Consider the following 16,772-nt stretch of genomic DNA (forward strand, 5'->3'; position numbering starts at 1 on the left):
GGCCTCGGCGCTCCCGGAAGGCGCGGCTCTGCGGCCGTCGCGCATCCGTTAGGCCACGTTTCGACGGGATGCGAAACCGGCCTTTCGGGGGGGCCGCCGCGCGGCCCCGCCCGTCGGACCGACGCGCTGCGGGCAGGCCCGGATGCGCGTCGGCAGGGTGTCGTGCGGGCGCGAAGCCCGGCCCCGGTGAGGAGGATTCGCTCCGGCGGCGGTAGCCCGCTCATCTCGGAGGTGGCCCGTCCTCCGGCCCCATCCCTGGGCCGGCCGCGGGGTCGTCGAGGACGGCCTCGGCCGCCCCGGAAGGTGCTTAGGCCGCCGCCGCGGCGGCGAGGGCGTGCCGGTTGCCGTTCAGGCCGGCGCAGAGATCGTCGATCTCGGCGAGGTCCAGCGCCTCGCCGGCCCGGCCGGCGATGGTGTCGATCAGGTGATCCTGGCGGGGATCGAACGGATGACCCTGCATCCGGTAGAACTGGTAATAGCGCAGCGCCGCCAGGACGGTGTCACGCTCGCGGTCGGTTACGGTGAAGTGCTGCATGGGTAGTTGCTTCCCCTTGTGGCTTCAACGAACGCCCGGGTAGGCCGCGACGCCGATCCCGAGCTTGACTGTTGTAACCCGTGGGCAACTGCCCGACCAGTTCTTGACAGCTCGCGCCGATGTGATTCGCGTCATTTAAGATTTTGATCCTGGCCGGAGCCGGGCGATCACGGATCGAAAAATCCTGTTCTCACAACAGCTTGGCAAACCGGGTCGCGAATGCCGCGCGGTCGGACCCGGCCGTCGCCCGTCCCGAGTCCCCGCATGGACCCTCATGGACCCGCGCCGCCGCCCCCGGGCCCGCCTAGAGGCCGAGTTCGGCCAGATAGCGCGGCAGTGCGGCGCTCGCCGGCCCGTACCGGGCCTCGTCGAAGGCGTCGGCGTTGTCGGACGGCTCCAGGTTGACCTCGCAGGTCGGGATGCCGAGCGCCCGGGCCTGCCGGACGTAGCCCGCCGCCGGGTAGACCGCCCCCGACGTGCCCACGGCCACGAACAGGTCCGCCCCGGCCAGCGCAGCCTCGATCGCGTCGAGGTGCATCGGCATCTCGCCGAACCAGACCACGTCCGGCCGCATCCGGCCCGACGCGCCGCAGGCGGGGCAGTGATCGGCCCGGCTCAGGTCGGCGCGCCACGGCGTGACCGCACCGCAGGCGCAGCAGCGCGCCTTGAGCAATTCGCCGTGCATGTGGGTGACCGCCTGCGAGCCGGCCCGCTCGTGCAGGTCGTCGACGTTCTGCGTGCACAGGAACAGCCGCCCGCCCCGCGCGGCGAGCCGCGCCTCGGCCTGCGCCAGAGCGACATGCGCGGCGTTCGGCTCGGCCGCGACCGCGCCGCGGCGGCGATGGTCGTAGAAGTCGAGCACCGTGTCGGGGTCGGCCGCGTAGGCCTCCGGGGTGGCGAGCCGCATCGGGTCGAACCGCGCCCAGATCCCGCCGCGGTCCCGGAACGTGCCGAGCCCGCTCTCGGCCGAGACGCCGGCCCCGGTCAGCACGAAGATCGTCCTGGGATGGTCCGTCATGCGGTGCTCCTGCTCGCCGGAGATTGGCCGGATATGTCCGCTGGCTGGCAGCGCGGTTTCTTTCGCCCAGGGTCAAGCCGAGGAATCCTGCGGCTCGCTTCACCGAGCGGGAGACACGAAATGTCCGATGTTGCGCTGCTGGTCATCGATGTCCAGGAATCCTTCCGGCACAGGCCCTTCTGGAACGACGCCGATGTCGCGCCCTTCACCGAGCGCCTGCAGACGCTCATCGACGGTGCCGCGGCGCGCCGGATTCCGATCCTGCAGATTTTCCACCTCGCCGAGAGCGGTCCCTTCGCCGCCGCCTCCGGCCATGTCCGCACCCTGGAGCCGATCGTGATCGCGCCGACGGCGATCTTCCACAAGCGTCGGCACAGTGCCCTGGTCGATAGCGGCCTGCCCGGCTGGCTGACGCAGCAGGGCATACGGCGCCTGATCGTGTCCGGCATCCGCACCGAGCAATGCTGCGAGACCACCACCCGCCACGCCTCCGACAGCGGCTGGCAGGTGGATTACGTCACCGAGGCGACGCTGACCTTCGCGATGACCCATCCGTCCGGACGCTGGTTCACGGCGGACGACATCAAGGCCCGCACCGAGCTGGTGCTGGTGGACCGCTTCGCCCGCATCGCCACGGTGGAGCAGGCGCTCGCCGGTCGGGACTTGCCGGTCGCGGCATGAGCGGGACGGCGCGGCGCATCCCGGTCCTCGTGGTCTTGCCGCCGCGCACCCTGCTGCTCGACCTCGCGGGACCGGTCGAGGTCCTGCGCATCGCCGGGGCGGCTCAGGAGCGGGTCGCGTTCTCGGTGCGCTACGTGGCGCCGCAGGCGCGCACCCGCTGCTCGATCGGTCTGGATCTCGGCGGCACCGAGCCGCTGCCGGAGGCGATCGCGCCGGGCACCGTGGTGCTCGTGCCGGGCGCGTCGGCCCGGGTGCTCGGCGGCGAGGCCGATCCGGACGAGGGCGCCGCCGAAGCGCGGATCGTCGACTGGCTGCGCGGCGCGGTCCGGCCGGGCCACACCCTGGTGACGGTCTGCGACGGTACGCTGCTGGCGGCCCGGGCCGGCCTGTTCGACGGCTATGCCTGCACCACCCATCACGCGAGCTGCGCCCGGCTCGCCGCCCTGGCGCCGCAGGCGCGGGTGCTGGAGAACAGGCTGTTCGTGCAGGACCGGGACCGGTTCAGCAGCGCCGGCGTGACCGCGGGCGTGGACCTGATGCTCCATCTCGTCGCCGAATGGGCCGGCCCGGCCGCGGCGCTGGCGGCGGCCCGGACCCTGGTGGTCTACATGCGGCGCGGCCCCGACGACCCGCAGCTCTCACCCTGGCTCGAAGGCCGCAGCCACCTGCACCCGGTGGTGCACCGCGCCCAGGACGCGATCACCGCCGAACCCGCCCGCGCCTGGTCCCCCGAGATCCTCGGCCGCCTCGCCGGGGCGAGCCCGCGCAACCTCGCCCGGCTGTTCCGGGTCCATGCCGGGATGACGGTGACCGATGCGGTCAACCGCGCCCGGATCGCGCTGGCCCGGGACCTGATCGCCCAGACCGACCTTGCCCTGGAGCAGGTCGCCGACCGCGCGGGCTTCGGCTCGGCCCGCCACATGCGGCGGGTCTGGCGTCAGTTCCACGACGCCGCGCCCTCGAATCTCCGAACCCAAATCTTGGTTTCGAAAGGTCCGTGACCTTTCGCGGGTCCAGGGCGGAGCCCTGGGGCCTCAGGGGCACCGCCCCCGAACCCCTGCCCAAGGGGTGAGCCCTTTGGGATCCCCCGACCACGCTCTGGACCCCGCCGGATGGCTGTGCCCTCCTCGCATCGTCCGAATCGGCGCGGACGATGCATCCGCCCGTCCCGACAGGCGCCCGCGGGCGCGGAGGAGAGCGCATCATGCCCGAATTCGACCTGGCGATCCGCGGCGGGACCGTGGTCACGGCGAGCGACACGGTGCGGGCGGATGTCGGCGTGCGCGGCGGCCGGATCGTGGCTGTGGCCGAGGGCATCGCCGACGCCGCCCGGGTGATCGACGCCTCCGGCCTGCTGGTCCTGCCCGGCGGCATCGACAGCCATGTCCACATCGCCCAGGATTCGGGCCCCGGCATCGTCATGGCCGACGACTTCGCCAGCGCCACCCGGGCGGCGGCGGCCGGCGGCAACACCTGCGTGATGCCCTTCGCGCTCCAGCCCCGGGGCGCCTCCCTGCGCGGGGCGGTCGACGCCTACCGGGCCAGGGCCGAGGGCCAGTGCCACGTCGACGTGGCGATCCACATGATCATCTCGGACCCGACCGAGGCGGTGCTCGGCCAGGAGCTGCCGGCCTTGGTCGCCGACGGCTACACCTCGTTCAAGGTCTTCATGACCTACGACGACCTCGTGCTGAACGACCGCCAGCTCCTCGACGTGTTCCACGTCGCGCGGCGGCAGGGCGCCCGGGTCATGGTCCACGCGGAGGGCTACGACGCGATCCGCTACCTCAGCGAGCGTCTGGAGCGGGCGGGCGAGACCAGGCCCTATGGGCACGCCCTGTCGCGCCCCGAGATCGTCGAGCGGGAGGCGGCCCACCGGGCCATCAGCCACGCCGAGCTGATCGACCTGCCCATCGTGATCGTCCACGTCTCGGGCCGCGAGGCCACCGAGCAGATCGCCTGGGCTCAGGGACGGGGCCTGAAGATCCGGGCCGAGACCTGCCCGCAATACCTGACCCTGACGGCCGAAGACATGAAGGGGCTCGGCCAGGACGACCCGATGGCGGGGTCGAAATACGTCTGCTCGCCGCCGACGCGGGATGTCGAGAGCCAGGAGGCGGTGTGGTCGGGGATCCGACGCGGGATCTTCGACGTGGTCTCGTCCGACCATTGCCCGTTCCGCTACGACGACCCGCAGGGCAAGCTGAACCCGCGGGGTAAGACCTCCTTCCGCTGGATCCCGAACGGCATCCCCGGCATCGAGACGCGGCTGCCGGTGTTCTTCTCCGAGGGCGTCTCGAAGGGGCGCATCAGCCTCAACCAGTTCGCCGCGCTCACCGCCACGAACCACGCGAAACTCTACGGACTCTACCCGCGCAAGGGCTCGATCGCCCCGGGCTTCGACGCCGACCTGACCCTCTGGGACCCGAAGCGGCGCGAGACCATCCGCCAGGCGAATCTGCACCACGGCTCCGACTACACGCCCTGGGAGGGGTTCGAGGTCACCGGCTGGCCGGTGATGACCATCGCGGGCGGGCAGGTCATCGCCGAGGACGGCCGGGTCCTGTCCGAGCCGGGCCGCGGGCGGGTGCTGGACAGGGCGGTCGATCCGGCCGAGCGGCGGGAGGCGTAGCCTTGGCCCGCCGCTTGCTCTCCGGTGTCGGATGGCGGGCGACACAGGGGGAATCGATGTTGCGGACGCGGCGTCGACCGGATCGAGCGCGGGTCCCCTCTCCCGTGCGGGCGAGGGACAGGGTGAGGGGCGTGCGGCGTCCGGATAGGGCGCGCACGGCAAGGGTGTGCCCCGTCCTGAACGTTCTCGTCCCTCACCCCTCCCCTCTGCCGCACGGGAGAGGGGGCGTGTCGCGGCCTTCAAGAGTGATCGTGCCACTCTTGTATCTTGCACATCGCCGGAAGCAGGCGAGCCTCACATGAATGTCGAACTGATCGGCCTGACCAAGCGCTACGGCGCGGCGACCGCGGTCGATGCCATCGACCTGAAGGTGCCGTCCGGGGCCTATTGCTGCCTGCTCGGCCCCTCCGGCTGCGGCAAGACCACGACGCTCCGGATGATCGGCGGCCACGAGCGCGCCAGCGCGGGCGACGTGGTGATCGGCCCGAAGGCGGTGGGCGACGCGGCGCCGTCCGAGCGCGGCACCGCCATGATGTTCCAGAGCTACGCCCTGTTCCCGCATCTCGATGCGCGGGACAACGTCGCCTTCAGCCTGCGGATGCGCGGAATCGGCAAGGCGGAGCGCCGGGCCAAGGCCATGGCGATGCTCGACCTCGTGCAGATGGGCCACCTCGCCGGGCGCCTGCCGGCCCAGCTCTCCGGCGGCCAGCAGCAGCGCGTCGCGCTCGCCCGCGCCCTCGTCACCGGCCCGAAGGTGCTGCTCCTCGACGAACCGCTCTCGGCGCTCGACCCGTTCCTGCGGGTGCGGATGCGGGTCGGGCTGAAGCGGATCCAGACCGAGCTGGGCCTCACCTTCATCCACGTCACCCACAGCCAGGAGGAGGCGATGGCGCTCTCCGACCTCGTGGTGGTGATGAATGCCGGGCGGATCGAGCAGGCCGCCGACCCGCGCACCGTGTTCGAGCGGCCGGCCACCGCCTTCGTGGCCCGGTTCATCGGCGGCCACAACGTGATCCGCCTGCCCGACGGGCTCATCGCCGTGCGGGCGGACCGGATGCGCCTCGGCGCCGAGGCCGGCCCCGCCGCGCGGCCGGCCCGGGTGGTGGCTGTCGAGTACCAGGGCACCAGCGTCCATGTCGGCCTCGACGCAGAGGGGCTGGAGCGCGCGCCTGAGAGCCCCGCCGCCCTCACGGCGATCCTCAGCGACGCGGATTTCGCGGCCCGCCCGCTGCGCCCGGGCGACACGATTCCGGTCGGCTGGGACGCGGCCGCCGCCCACCGCCTCGACGCGTAACCGGTACGGAGACGACGATGGATGCTTTCTCGAAGCCGAGCCGGCGCACGCTCCTGAAGGGGGCCGCCGCGCTGGCCGCGACGCCGGTCACCGGCTTCCCGGCGGTGCACGCCGCCGAGCCGGTGACCCTGCGCTACCTCGGCACCGCGGTGAACCAGTCCGCCGACATCGCCAGGAAGGTGAAGGAGGATCTGGGCCTCACCATCGAGTACATACCGGTGGTGACCGACGAGGTGACCAAGCGCGTCGTCACCCAGCCGAATTCCTTCGACCTGGTCGACACCGAGTATTTCAGCCTCAAGAAGATCCTGCCCTCCGGCAACCTCCAGGGCATGGACGCCAAACGGATCAAACTGGCCGACAAGATCTCGTCGATCTTCACCAAGGGCGAGGTGGGGGGCCGGAAGATCGGCGACCAAGGCACGGCCCCCCGGAAGGTCTTCTATCTGGAGGGCCAGGATTCGAAAAAATTTGCCGGCGAACAGACCGAGTGGATCTCGCTGATCCCCACCGTCTACAACGCCGACACGCTGGGCATCCGGCCGGACCTGATCAAGATCCCGGTGACGAGCTGGAAGGAGCTCCTGAACCCGGCCTTCAAGGGCAAGGCCTCGATCCTCAACATCCCGTCGATCGGCATCATGGACGCCGCGATGGTGGTGGAGGCCTCCGGCGACTACACCTATGGCGACAAGGGCAACATGACGCGCCCTGAGATCGACCGCACCATCAAGGTGCTGATCGAGGCCAAGCGCGCCGGCCAGTTCCGCGCCTTCTGGCAGGATTTCAACGAATCCGTGAACCTGATGGCCTCGGGCGAGACGGTGATCCAGTCGATGTGGTCGCCCGCCGTCACGAAGGTGCGCGCGCAGGGCGTGCCCTGCACCTATCAGCCGTTGAAGGAAGGCTACCGGGCCTGGGCCTCGGGCTTCGGCATCCCCAAGACCCTGAGCGGCAAGAAGCTCGATGCCGCCTACGATTTCATCAACTGGTTCCTGTCCGGCTGGGCCGGGGCCTACCTGAACCGGCAGGGCTACTACTCGGCGGTGCTGGAGACCGCACAGGCGAACATGCAGCCCTACGAATGGGCCTTCTGGATGGAGGGCAAGCCCGCCGAGAAGGACATCCTCGGTCCCGACGGCACCCTGATCGAGAAGGCCGGCGCCACCCGCGACGGCGGCTCCTTCGACGCGCGGATGGGCGCGGTCGCCTGCTGGAACGCCGTGATGGACGAGAACACCTACATGGTGCGCAAGTGGAACGAGTTCATCGCGGCGTGAGGGCGGTGGGCGCCCCCTCCCCGTCCTTCTCCCTCCGCGGGCCCTCGGAGACGCCCGTTCTGCGCGGCCACGCGGCTGCCGGATGGAACGCGGGCCCCCTCTCCCGTGCGGGAGAGGGGGCGCGGTGCGCCTCGCGGAAGCCGATGTGTCAACATCGGAGCCCGCAGAGGGGGAGGGAAGCGGCGGCGCGCGTGGGGCGAATCCAATGACCGATCTCGCCCTGCCCGCCGCCGAGACCGCCGCGCGGACCGCAGCGCCCACCGTTGCGGGCCGCCCGCGCCGGCGCACCCTCGCCTATCTCCAGGCCGCGCCGCTGGCCCTCGTCTTCCTCGTCTTCCTGGTGGTGCCGCTGGTGCTCACCGGGATCGTCTCGCTGTGGGAGTACAACGAGTACGAGATCATCCCGGCGCTGACCCTGCAGAACTACGCCGACGTCTTCGACGGCTGCCTGTCCGCCGACCTCTGCACCACGCTGCGCACCTATCTCTCGACGGTGAAGTTCGTCGCGCTGACGCTGGCGATCACCCTGCCGTTGGGCTTCGCCATCGCCTACTTCCTGGCCTTCCACATCCGCTCCGGCACGGTGCGGATGGGGCTGTTCCTGCTCTGCACGATCCCGTTCTGGACCTCGAACGTGATCCGCATGATCTCGTGGATCCCGCTGCTCGGCCGCAACGGCCTCGTCAACGACACGCTCCGTGCCCTCGGGCTGATCCGCGCGCCGATCGAGGGCCTGCTCTACTCCGACTTCGCGGTGGTCCTGGCCTTCGTGCACCTCGACACGGTGTTCATGATCGTGCCGATCTTCAACAGTCTCGCGCGGATCGACCGGCGCCTGATCGAGGCGGCGCGCGACGGCGGCGCGTCCGGCGCGCAGATCCTCTGGACCGTGATCCTGCCGCTGGCCAAGCCCGGCATCGCCATCGGGACGATCTTCGTGACGACCCTGGTGATGGGCGACTTCGTCACCGTCGGCGTCATGGGCGGCCAGCAGATCGCCAGCGTCGGCAAGGTGATCCAGGTGCAGATGGCCTACCTGCAATTCCCGGCGGCCGCGGCTAACGCCATGGTGCTCTTGGCTGCCGTGCTGCTGATGATCCTGGGACTCACCCGGATGATCGACCTCCGGCGGGAGCTGTAGCGATGGACCGGCCCCGCGGCCTCGCCTTCTATCTCCTGGCCGGCGTCTTCGCCCTCTACGTCCTGTTCCTCTACGGGCCGACGCTGACCATCCTGGCCCTGAGCTTCCAGGGGCCCTCCGGCGGCCTGACCTTCCCGATGAACGGCGTGTCGACCCACTGGTTCGCCAAGCTGTGGGAGGGCGTCGGCGTGGTCGACATCTGGGCGGCTCTGCGGCGCTCCCTGGCCCTCGGCCTCGTGGTGATGGTGCTCACCGTGACGATCGCCTTCTATGCCGGCCTCGCCTTCCGGAAGGGGTTTCGGGGGGCCGGCCTCGTCTTCGCCCTGGCGGTGTCGAGCCTGATCGTGCCCTCGATCGTGGTCTCGCTGGGCATAGGGCTGGAGTTCCGGCTCCTCGACGATGCGATCAAGGCGCTCGCCGCCGCCACCGGCTGGGGGGTCCTGGAGGATCACGGCACGCTGATGGGCCTCTACACCTCGGCGCTGGGGGCGCACCTGACCTGGACGCTGCCCTTCGGCCTGCTGATCATGTTCGCGGTCTTCAACCGGTTCGACCCGGCCTACGAGGAGGCCGCCCGCGACCTCGGCGCCAGCGGTCCGCAGACGCTGCGCCACGTGGTGGTGCCGATCCTCGCGCCCGCGCTCGTCGGCGTCGCGCTGTTCGGCTTCACCCTGTCGTTCGACGAACTCGCCCGCACCAGCCAGGCGATCGGCGGCCGCAACACCCTGCCGCTGGAATTGCAGGGCCTGACCACCACGGTGACGACGCCGGAGATCTATGCGCTGGGCACGATGACCACCGCCGTCTCGGCCCTGGTGATCGGGACCGCGCTCGGCCTGACCCTGTGGCTGCAGAAGCGCCGGGCGCGGCGGGCCATGGCGGGGTTGCGGTAGGGCGCTTACCCGCTCACCCTGGAGGCCGTCGAGTCGACGAGGTTCGCGGGTGTGGCCAGCTGGTTCCGTTGCGATCGCGATCCTCGCTTACGGCCGCGGCAATACGGTTCTGATCGAGATCGAGACGCCTGCCGGACGGCTGGAGGCTGTCGGCGAACTGGAGCAGATCGGCCGAACCTTGTATTTTCGTCGCGCCCACATCCAGGGGCTGCACAAGGGTGCCCTTGGGCGAGCGGGGCTGAACGCGATCGGCGCGGAGATCCTGAGAGAGGCTGAAGTCGATGCGGTCGTCATTGAAGGAGGCGCTCGAACGACAGGAGCGGGACCGAAACGGGGGCGCCGGCCACCACCCTTCCGGTATCCCCGTTGAACTCGTGCTTCAGATTTCGGCCTCGAACGATCAGCCCGTCGACCTCGTGAAGGCCCTGATGGCATTCGGCCTGGACTTGCACGAGGCACACGACATCGTCGATCGCTTGGCGATCGGAGAAAAGGTCGCGACCACCCTATACCTGACCGCCGAGGGTGAATCGCCTTTCGCATTGAGCCGCTTCGGTGTGATGGTTGGCGCCCCCCAGCCGGTCGACGCGGCTTCCATCCCTGTGGATGTGCTGAACGCGATCGAGGCGTGGCGCCTGTCCGAGCCGGAGCGTCCCACCCGGGATGAGGCGATCGGCATCATCCTCCGCCGCGGCCTCGCGGCCGCGTAGGGGCTCTACCGCAACATTGCCAACCCACCCCCATCCGTGTATGCGCAGCCCGCGCCCCCGAGACACCCTTGGAGGCAGGGGCGCGTCGGGAAGGGCTTGGCCGTCCGCACAGGGCGGCCTTTTCGCGTTCCGGCTCCAGCAATTCGTAAGGATCACGCCATGAGCGCAGTCAAGACGCTTGAGGCCGTGGCACGCGACCGGGTCGGCAAGGGGGCCGCCCGGGCCGTTCGTCGCCAGGGCCAGATTCCCGCCGTCATCTACGGCGGTGGCCAGCCGCCGCAATCCATCGCGGTCGATCTCATCCGCACCCGCACCCTGATCTACGCGGGCGGCTTCAAGACGACGCTGTTCGAGATCAACGCTGGCGGCAAGAAGATCCGCGCGATCCCGCGCGACTTCCAGCTCGACCCGGTCTCCGGCGTGCCGCTGCACGTCGACTTCCTGCGCGTCGTCTCGGGCCAGACCGTCACCGTCGAGGTGCCGGTGCACTTCGTCAACGAGGACGCGGCCCCCGGCATCAAGAAGCTCGGCGGCACCCTCAACATCGTGGCTCACACGCTCGCCCTCGACGTCGCCCCGGATCAGATCCCGGATGCGATCGAGGTCGACCTGACCGGCCGCGCGATCGGCGACGTGATCCACGTCTCCGACATCAAGATCCCGGCCGGCACCTACACCGGTGAGGCGACCGATCCGGTGGCCAACATCGTGCCGCCGACCGTGCTGGGCGCCGAGGTGGAGGCCGAGGAGGCCGCCATCGCCGAGGCGCAGTCGGCCGAGGCCGCCGAGGAGAAGGCCGAAGCCGAGGCCGAGACCTCCGAGGACGAGAAGAAGGACGGCGAGGAGGCCTGAGCCTCGTCGCACTGCTCCGCACTCTCGAGAGCCCCGGCCCTGCCGGGGCTCTCTTCGTTCGGGCGGGCGGTCAGGGATAGAGCCGCGCGCGGCTCCAGCCGTCGCCGGCCCGGGTGAAGCGGACCCGGTCGTGCAGGCGGAAATCGCCGTTCTGCCAGAACTCGAGGGTGACCGGCGCGATGCGGAAGCCGGTCCAGTGCTCCGGCCGGGGGATCGGCCCTTCGCCGTAGCGCTCGGAGAGGTCCGCCACGGCGCTCATCAGCGTGGCGCGATCGGCGAGCGGGCGTGATTGCTGGCTGGCGATGGCGCCGAGCCGGCTCTCGCGGCGGCGGCTCTGGAAATAGGCATCCGCCTCCTCGGCCGTCACCGGCGTGATCGGGCCCCGGGCCCGCACCTGCCGACGCAGGCTTTTCCAGTGCAGCACCAGGGCGGCTTGCGGGTTCTGGGCCAGCTCCTCCCCCTTGGTGGATTGCGTGTTGGTGTAGAAGACGAAGCCGCGGGCGTCGAAGCCCTTCAGCAGCACCATCCGCACGTCCGGCAGCCCGTCCGACCCGGCGGTGGCGAGCGCCATCGCGTTCGGGTCCTCGGGTTCGGCCGCCTCCGCGTCCTTCATCCAGGAAGCGAACAGCCCGAAGGGGTCGTCGCTCAGTGTGAAGTCCGCGCTCTTCGGGTCATCGGTCCTTAACTGATCCACGCCAAGACTCCTGCCTGCCGCGTCAAGGGCCTGAGGGGGCACCGACATCGGCATGTTCGGTCGAGCGGAAAGCCCGTCGTGAGTCAGGTGTAATGCGGCGATGCGCGTGTAAAGGGCCAAGCCGGCGGGCGCGCATCTGCGCGTCCGTGTCGGTCGTGTCGGTGGCGATGGCCCTGTGCGGCTGCAGCCAGCCTCTGCTGATCTTCCGGGGCGATCCCCCGGCGGCGCCGCGCGTGGTCGAGGAGCCCACCGTCACCGGCAGCATCGAGAAGCGGCCTGTGAGCTTCGGGGACGACCTCGCCGAGGAGGATTGGCGCCGGGCGCGTGCCGCCCTGGGCGTCGCCCTGGATCCGCAGGGCAACGGTCGGCCCGTGAAATGGGACAATCCGGAGACCGGGCTTCACGGGTCGGTCAACCCGACCGGCCTGCCCTATGTCTCGGACGACCTGATCTGCCGCAACTTCCTGGCCTCGGTGATCGGACCGGCCCGCAGCCGCTTCGTCCGCGGCACCGGCTGCAAGCTCTCGGGCGGTCCATGGACGCTGAAGCGCGTCCGGAGCGCGAGCGGCGCCGGCCGCTCCTGAACGAGGCCGCCGTGCCCGGCGGCCTCAGCCAAGTCTTTCAGCGGGCGAGGTTTCTCAGTAGGGGTGGCCGTAATACGGCCGCACGCGCAACCGCGGCTGCGCCGCCGGCGGGGCGGCGTAGCGGGCCGCGGCCTCCGGATCGTAAGTCCGGATGTAAGGGTCGAGGGCTGGGTCGCGGTAATTGCCGTTGTTGACCCCGGCCGAACGATCGTTGCCGCTCAGCGCCGCGTAGGGCGAGAGGCCGCTGCCGCTGTCGCCGCCACCACCGCCACCGCCGCCCCAGGCAAAGGCCATCCCCGGAGTGGCGGCGAGGAGCATCGCCGCGAGGGGCACCGTCAGCGTCTTGCGCGTCATGTCCTGTCTCCGCACCATGTCATTGCCAAGCGAACGGTCCAGCTGAAAGCGCGGTTCCCTCAAAGGCGGACTCTGGCGCGAACCGCCGCGGCTTCACGGCATTGTATCACCGTCTGCCAACACCCGCCTATTCGACGCCCTGAATTTCGATTTTTTCGGTTCACCGCCCAGAAATCGTCTCCGCTGTTAAGATTGAACCGGTAGACATCGATCCGGCCGTGCTTGATCGTGGCGCGGCGTAACAGAATTCGAGCCTGCGCGGCGACCGTATCGGCGGTCACCGCCGGGCGCATACCGGGTCTGGCTGCCGTGAACGTCGATACGAAAGCCGACACGCGGGGCATGAGGCCGACCGGCTGATGGAGCGGGCGACCGGAGGCATGGACCGGCCATCGGCGGCCGGCGGCCGGGCTCCCGCCCGGGCCGAGCCTTCGCCCTCGCGGACGCTCCCCCGCAGCCGGACCGTCACCGTTCGACTGGACCGCCGGGCGCTGCGCGGCTGGCATATCCGCCTTCTCGACCAGCTCGGGCAGCGGCCCGACCACCGGATCCGCGTCGCATGGGTCGACCACGCGGGGGGGCTGCCGCCGAACGCGGAACTCCTGTTCCGGCTGGAGGCCACCATCCACGGCCTGCCCCGGCCGGGCCTGGCCACGGCGGCCGAGCCGGTGGCGCTCGCGTCCTACGAGGCGAGCCCCGCGGGCGAGGAGCTCAGCAGCAGCAGCGCCCACGATCTCGTCCTCGATCTCTCGAGCGCGCCTGCGGAACCGGGATCGGCACCGGCGTGGCGGCTCGACTATGACGGGATGCCGGGCGAAGCCGGCCTGCTCGCGGCCCTGTTCGCCCATGGTGCCCCGGTGGCGGCCCTGCGTGGACCGGACGGCAAGCCGGTGGCCTTGGGGCGCCTGGGCGCGGAATCGCATACGGTGATGCTCGCGGCCTTCGAGGGCTACCTCGCGCGGACCATCACGCTGATCCTCGCCGCCCTCGACGGCGCCGCCTCGACGGAGCTTCCCGACGGCGCCGGGGCGCCCCTGCAGCCCGCGACCGCCTACGACCTCGGCGGCCTGGGCGCCCGGCGGCGGGCCGCCGGGGGGCTCGCCCGGCAGATCGCCCGCAGGCTCTACGCCCTCTGCTTCCACGGCCCGCACTGGCGGGTGGGCTGGCGCCGGATCGTCGGCCCCGACCTGATCGATCTGCGCCGGCATCCCGAGGGCGGCTGGCAGGTCCTTCCCGAAGACGGCCGGCGCTTCTACGCCGACCCCTTCGCGATCGCCCGGCACGGCGCCGTAACCCTGTTCGTGGAGGAGTTCGACTATCGCCGCGGCAAGGGCGTGATCGCCGCGGTGGGCTTCGGGGAGACCGGACCCCGCGGCCGTCCGGAGCCGGTGCTCGAACTCGAGACCCATCTCTCCTACCCGTTCGTGTTCGAGGCGGACGGACAGGTCTGGATGATCCCGGAATCCCACGCCTCCGGCACGATCGACCTCTACCGGGCCACCGACTTCCCGCGCGGATGGGTCCACGAGGCGGTGCTCCTCGACGGGGTCGTGGCCGGGGATGCGACCCTGCTGCAGCATGGCGGCCGCTGGTGGATGTTCGCCACGGTCCGGGCCGGCGGGGGCAGCTATTCCGACACCCTGCATCTCTGGCACGCGCCGCATTTCCGCGGGCCCTGGACCCCGCACCGGCACAACCCGGTGTTGATCGACATCGGCTCGGCCCGGGCCGCGGGCCCGATCGTGGCGCGCGACGGCGGCCTGATCCGGCCCGTCCAGGATTGCCGCGAGGGCTACGGCGCGGCGCTCGGCCTCGCCCGGATCCTGCGCCTCGACGAGGAGGCCTACGCGCAGCGGGTCGAGACGCGCCTGCGGCCCGGGGCGGCCTGGCCGGGCACGCGCCTGCACATGCTGAGCGCCGCCGGCGGCTTCGAGTTCATCGACGGCTCGCACCGGGCCCGCACGCGACTCCTGGGCTGATCCCGGCCCGCGCCGCGCCCGGCGCGGACCCGTCGGTGCCGAACGGCACACGCGGACGGCTCGCATCCCGGCCCCGCGCACGCTAAGCGGGGGGCTCCACCCGCGCCGATCAAGCAGAACCGCCGGGACGATCACCATGGCGAGCCCCGTCGAACATGCGAGCTTCCTGCCGCCGGTCCTGACCTTCCTCACGGCGGCGGTGATCGGCGTGCCGATCTTCCGGCTGATCGGCCAGAGCGCCGTGCTGGGCTACCTCGTGGCCGGGGTGCTGATCGGGCCCTCGGGCCTGTCGCTGATCGCCGAGCCCGAGACGGCGGCGAGCGTCGCCGAGATCGGCGTGGTGCTGCTGCTCTTCATCGTCGGCCTGGAACTGCACCTGTCGCAGCTCGTCTCGATGCGGCGCGACATCTTCGGCCTCGGGACCGCGCAGCTCGTCCTCTGCGCGCTGGTGCTCGGCGGCGCCGGAATCCTGGCGGGCCTCAGCTTGGGCGCCGCCGCGGTGATCGGCCTCGCGCTGGCGCTCTCGGCCACCGCGGTGGCCCTGCAGCTCCTGGAGGAGCGGGGCGATCTCTCCAGCGCCTATGGCGGCCGCGCCTTCGCGGTCCTGCTGTTCCAGGACCTCTCGGTGGTCGGCATCCTGGCGCTGATGCCCCTGCTGGCCTCGGCGGGGGAGGCGACCGACGTCTCCTGGCTCGGGGAAGCGGCCCTCTCCACCGGCAAGGCGCTCGCGGCGATCCTGGCGGTGGTGCTGGTCGGCCGCTACGGCCTGAACCCCTTCTTCCGGCTGCTCGCCGCGAGCGGCGCCCGCGAGGTGATGACCGCCGCCGCGCTCCTGGTGGTGCTCGGCACCGCGCTCCTCATGGAGCAGGTCGGCCTGTCGATGGCGATGGGCGCGTTCCTCGCCGGCATCCTGCTGGCCGAGTCGAACTTCCGCCACCAGCTGGAGGCCGATATCGAGCCGTTCCGCGGCATGCTGCTCGGCCTGTTCTTCATGAGCGTCGGCATGTCGATCGACGGCAACCTCGTGCGGGAGGTCTGGCCCGCCCTGTTCGGCGCCACCCTGGCGGCGATCCTGGTCAAGGTCGCCATCGTGGCCGGCCTGTTCCGGCTGTTCGGCTCGGACACGCTGGGGGCCCTGCGGGGGGCGGCGGTGCTGGCGCCCGCGGGCGAGTTCGCCTTCGTGCTGCTGCCTCAGGCCCAGGATCTCGGCCTCACCGGCGTCACGGCGACGCGCTTCGCGGTGGCGCTCGCCGCGCTGACCATGCTGATCGGGCCGATTGCCGCCAAGGGGCTCGACAAGCTGATCGAGCGGCGCACCGCGCGCAGCACCCGCGCGCTGGAGGCGCCCTCCACCGAGCTGACCGAGAGCGGCGACGCCAGGGTGCTGGTGATCGGCTTCGGCCGCTTCGGGCAGGTGCTGACGCAGGTGCTGATGGCCGAGGGCATCCCCGTCACGGTGATCGACAAGGACGTGGAGCAGCTGCGCGCCGCCTCGCGCTTCGGCTTCCGCATCTATTACGGCGACGGCACCCGGCTCGACGTGCTCCGCGCCGCCGGGATCGGCCGGGTCGAGCTGGTCTGCATCTGCGTCGACGACCGGGAGGGCGCCCTCAAGATCGTCGACATCGTCCACGAGGAGTTCTCCAGCGTGCGCACCTTCGTGCGCGCCTACGACCGCCTGCACGCGGTGGAGCTGATGAACCGGGACGTCGACTACCAGATCCGCGAGACCGCCGAATCCGCCCTCGCCTTCGGACGGTCGGCGCTGGAGGGGCTCGGCCTGTCGCCGGAGGCCGCCTCGGCCCGGGCCGACGACGTGCGCAAGCGCGACATCGCCCGCCTCGTCCTGCAGCAGGCCGGGGCCCTGCCGGACGGCGCCGGCTGGATGCGCGGCGCCGCGGCGGGTCTGAAGCCCGAGCCGCTGACCATTCCGGTCCGGCCGGCGCGGGCGCTCAGCACCGAGACCCGCGACCTCGTGGGCAGCGACCGGCGCGAGGCGGCCGAGCGGCTGCTGGAGAAGCCCGCACTGGCGCCGCAGGAGACGGACGCCGCCGAGGGGGAGGCCGATTCGGAGGCGGAGCTGGAAGCGGAAGGCAGCGCCCGGGATGCGTGACCGGCCGGATGT

At 71.1% G+C, this 16,772-nt stretch carries 16 protein-coding genes; 12 read left to right on the top strand and 4 right to left on the bottom strand.

What is annotated here, in order from left to right:
• Nucleotides 1-307: 307 nt before the first annotated feature.
• Nucleotides 308-535: a hypothetical protein gene (locus tag P9K36_RS22600; RefSeq protein ID WP_043352204.1), complete on the bottom strand. Its 228-nt coding sequence runs from the start codon at nt 533-535 to the stop codon at nt 308-310.
• A 304-nt stretch (nt 536-839) separates the two neighbouring features.
• The gene (locus P9K36_RS22605; RefSeq protein WP_053609116.1) at nt 840-1,553 is read right to left on the bottom strand and encodes an NAD-dependent deacylase; all 714 of its coding nucleotides are present in this window, start codon (nt 1,551-1,553) and stop codon (nt 840-842) included.
• A 120-nt stretch (nt 1,554-1,673) separates the two neighbouring features.
• On the opposite strand from P9K36_RS22605, the gene P9K36_RS22610 reads away from it, so the two are divergent.
• The 9 genes from P9K36_RS22610 to P9K36_RS22650 all read left to right on the top strand — a co-directional run bounded on the left by P9K36_RS22610 (nt 1,674) and on the right by P9K36_RS22650 (nt 11,036).
• Complete coding sequence (locus tag P9K36_RS22610) at nt 1,674-2,234, top strand: isochorismatase family protein (RefSeq protein ID WP_278306030.1); 561 nt, start codon at nt 1,674-1,676, stop codon at nt 2,232-2,234.
• The gene (locus P9K36_RS22615; protein ID WP_053609114.1) at nt 2,231-3,235 is read left to right on the top strand and encodes a helix-turn-helix domain-containing protein; all 1,005 of its coding nucleotides are present in this window, start codon (nt 2,231-2,233) and stop codon (nt 3,233-3,235) included. Before P9K36_RS22610 ends, P9K36_RS22615 begins: the two co-directional genes overlap by 4 nt.
• A 203-nt stretch (nt 3,236-3,438) precedes the next feature.
• Nucleotides 3,439-4,866: a dihydropyrimidinase gene (gene hydA, locus P9K36_RS22620; protein ID WP_043352212.1), complete on the top strand. Its 1,428-nt coding sequence runs from the start codon at nt 3,439-3,441 to the stop codon at nt 4,864-4,866.
• A gap of 298 nt (nt 4,867-5,164) precedes the next feature.
• A complete protein-coding gene (locus tag P9K36_RS22625; RefSeq protein WP_278306031.1) occupies nt 5,165-6,160 on the top strand; it encodes an ABC transporter ATP-binding protein in 996 nt (331 codons plus the stop codon).
• A 17-nt stretch (nt 6,161-6,177) separates the two neighbouring features.
• Entirely contained in the window at nt 6,178-7,440 is a 1,263-nt protein-coding gene (locus tag P9K36_RS22630) for an extracellular solute-binding protein (protein ID WP_043352222.1), read from the top strand.
• Nucleotides 7,441-7,645: 205 nt separating this feature from the next.
• Nucleotides 7,646-8,581 carry an ABC transporter permease gene (locus P9K36_RS22635; protein ID WP_075380879.1) on the top strand — a complete coding sequence of 312 codons (936 nt, stop codon included), beginning with the start codon at nt 7,646-7,648 and terminating at the stop codon, nt 8,579-8,581.
• Between the two features lie 2 nt (nt 8,582-8,583).
• Nucleotides 8,584-9,474, top strand: a complete 891-nt coding sequence (locus P9K36_RS22640) for an ABC transporter permease (RefSeq protein ID WP_278306032.1) — start codon at nt 8,584-8,586, stop codon at nt 9,472-9,474.
• A 293-nt stretch (nt 9,475-9,767) separates the two neighbouring features.
• A complete protein-coding gene (locus P9K36_RS22645; RefSeq protein ID WP_278306033.1) occupies nt 9,768-10,184 on the top strand; it encodes a hypothetical protein in 417 nt (138 codons plus the stop codon).
• A 159-nt stretch (nt 10,185-10,343) separates the two neighbouring features.
• Nucleotides 10,344-11,036 (top strand): 50S ribosomal protein L25/general stress protein Ctc, encoded by a 693-nt coding sequence (locus P9K36_RS22650; RefSeq protein WP_043386413.1) that lies wholly within the window; start codon nt 10,344-10,346, stop codon nt 11,034-11,036.
• Between the two features lie 70 nt (nt 11,037-11,106).
• Here P9K36_RS22650 and pdxH read toward each other — a convergent pair whose 3' ends face one another.
• Nucleotides 11,107-11,730, bottom strand: coding sequence for a pyridoxamine 5'-phosphate oxidase (gene pdxH, locus P9K36_RS22655; protein WP_078947071.1), 624 nt, complete (start codon nt 11,728-11,730; stop codon nt 11,107-11,109).
• A gap of 92 nt (nt 11,731-11,822) precedes the next feature.
• Here pdxH and P9K36_RS22660 point away from each other — a divergent pair, with 92 nt between their 5' ends.
• Nucleotides 11,823-12,314: an RT0821/Lpp0805 family surface protein gene (locus tag P9K36_RS22660; RefSeq protein ID WP_043353509.1), complete on the top strand. Its 492-nt coding sequence runs from the start codon at nt 11,823-11,825 to the stop codon at nt 12,312-12,314.
• A 54-nt stretch (nt 12,315-12,368) separates the two neighbouring features.
• Here P9K36_RS22660 and P9K36_RS22665 read toward each other — a convergent pair whose 3' ends face one another.
• Complete coding sequence (locus tag P9K36_RS22665) at nt 12,369-12,668, bottom strand: hypothetical protein (protein WP_043386416.1); 300 nt, start codon at nt 12,666-12,668, stop codon at nt 12,369-12,371.
• Between the two features lie 359 nt (nt 12,669-13,027).
• Between P9K36_RS22665 and P9K36_RS22670 the strand changes: the two genes are divergently transcribed.
• On the top strand, nt 13,028-14,647 hold the full coding sequence (locus tag P9K36_RS22670) for a formyl transferase (protein ID WP_278306034.1): 1,620 nt from the start codon (nt 13,028-13,030) through the stop codon (nt 14,645-14,647).
• A gap of 136 nt (nt 14,648-14,783) precedes the next feature.
• Entirely contained in the window at nt 14,784-16,760 is a 1,977-nt protein-coding gene (locus tag P9K36_RS22675) for a monovalent cation:proton antiporter-2 (CPA2) family protein (RefSeq protein ID WP_075380882.1), read from the top strand.
• Nucleotides 16,761-16,772: the final 12 nt, after the last annotated feature.

Source organism: Methylobacterium sp. 391_Methyba4, assembly GCF_029691625.1.
GTDB lineage: Bacteria > Pseudomonadota > Alphaproteobacteria > Rhizobiales > Beijerinckiaceae > Methylobacterium > Methylobacterium fujisawaense.

Excerpts from the sequence above, each read along its gene's own strand:
- P9K36_RS22600 (WP_043352204.1), bottom strand. The coding sequence starts at position 535 with ATGCAGCACTTCACCGTAACCGACCGCGAGCGTGACACCGTCCTGGCG.
- P9K36_RS22605 (WP_053609116.1), bottom strand. The coding sequence starts at position 1,553 with ATGACGGACCATCCCAGGACGATCTTCGTGCTGACCGGGGCCGGCGTC.
- P9K36_RS22610 (WP_278306030.1), top strand. The coding sequence starts at position 1,674 with ATGTCCGATGTTGCGCTGCTGGTCATCGATGTCCAGGAATCCTTCCGG.
- P9K36_RS22615 (WP_053609114.1), top strand. The coding sequence starts at position 2,231 with ATGAGCGGGACGGCGCGGCGCATCCCGGTCCTCGTGGTCTTGCCGCCG.
- hydA (WP_043352212.1), top strand. The coding sequence starts at position 3,439 with ATGCCCGAATTCGACCTGGCGATCCGCGGCGGGACCGTGGTCACGGCG.
- P9K36_RS22625 (WP_278306031.1), top strand. The coding sequence starts at position 5,165 with ATGAATGTCGAACTGATCGGCCTGACCAAGCGCTACGGCGCGGCGACC.
- P9K36_RS22630 (WP_043352222.1), top strand. The coding sequence starts at position 6,178 with ATGGATGCTTTCTCGAAGCCGAGCCGGCGCACGCTCCTGAAGGGGGCC.
- P9K36_RS22635 (WP_075380879.1), top strand. The coding sequence starts at position 7,646 with ATGACCGATCTCGCCCTGCCCGCCGCCGAGACCGCCGCGCGGACCGCA.
- P9K36_RS22640 (WP_278306032.1), top strand. The coding sequence starts at position 8,584 with ATGGACCGGCCCCGCGGCCTCGCCTTCTATCTCCTGGCCGGCGTCTTC.
- P9K36_RS22650 (WP_043386413.1), top strand. The coding sequence starts at position 10,344 with ATGAGCGCAGTCAAGACGCTTGAGGCCGTGGCACGCGACCGGGTCGGC.
- P9K36_RS22660 (WP_043353509.1), top strand. The coding sequence starts at position 11,823 with ATGCGGCGATGCGCGTGTAAAGGGCCAAGCCGGCGGGCGCGCATCTGC.
- P9K36_RS22665 (WP_043386416.1), bottom strand. The coding sequence starts at position 12,668 with ATGACGCGCAAGACGCTGACGGTGCCCCTCGCGGCGATGCTCCTCGCC.
- P9K36_RS22670 (WP_278306034.1), top strand. The coding sequence starts at position 13,028 with ATGGAGCGGGCGACCGGAGGCATGGACCGGCCATCGGCGGCCGGCGGC.
- P9K36_RS22675 (WP_075380882.1), top strand. The coding sequence starts at position 14,784 with ATGGCGAGCCCCGTCGAACATGCGAGCTTCCTGCCGCCGGTCCTGACC.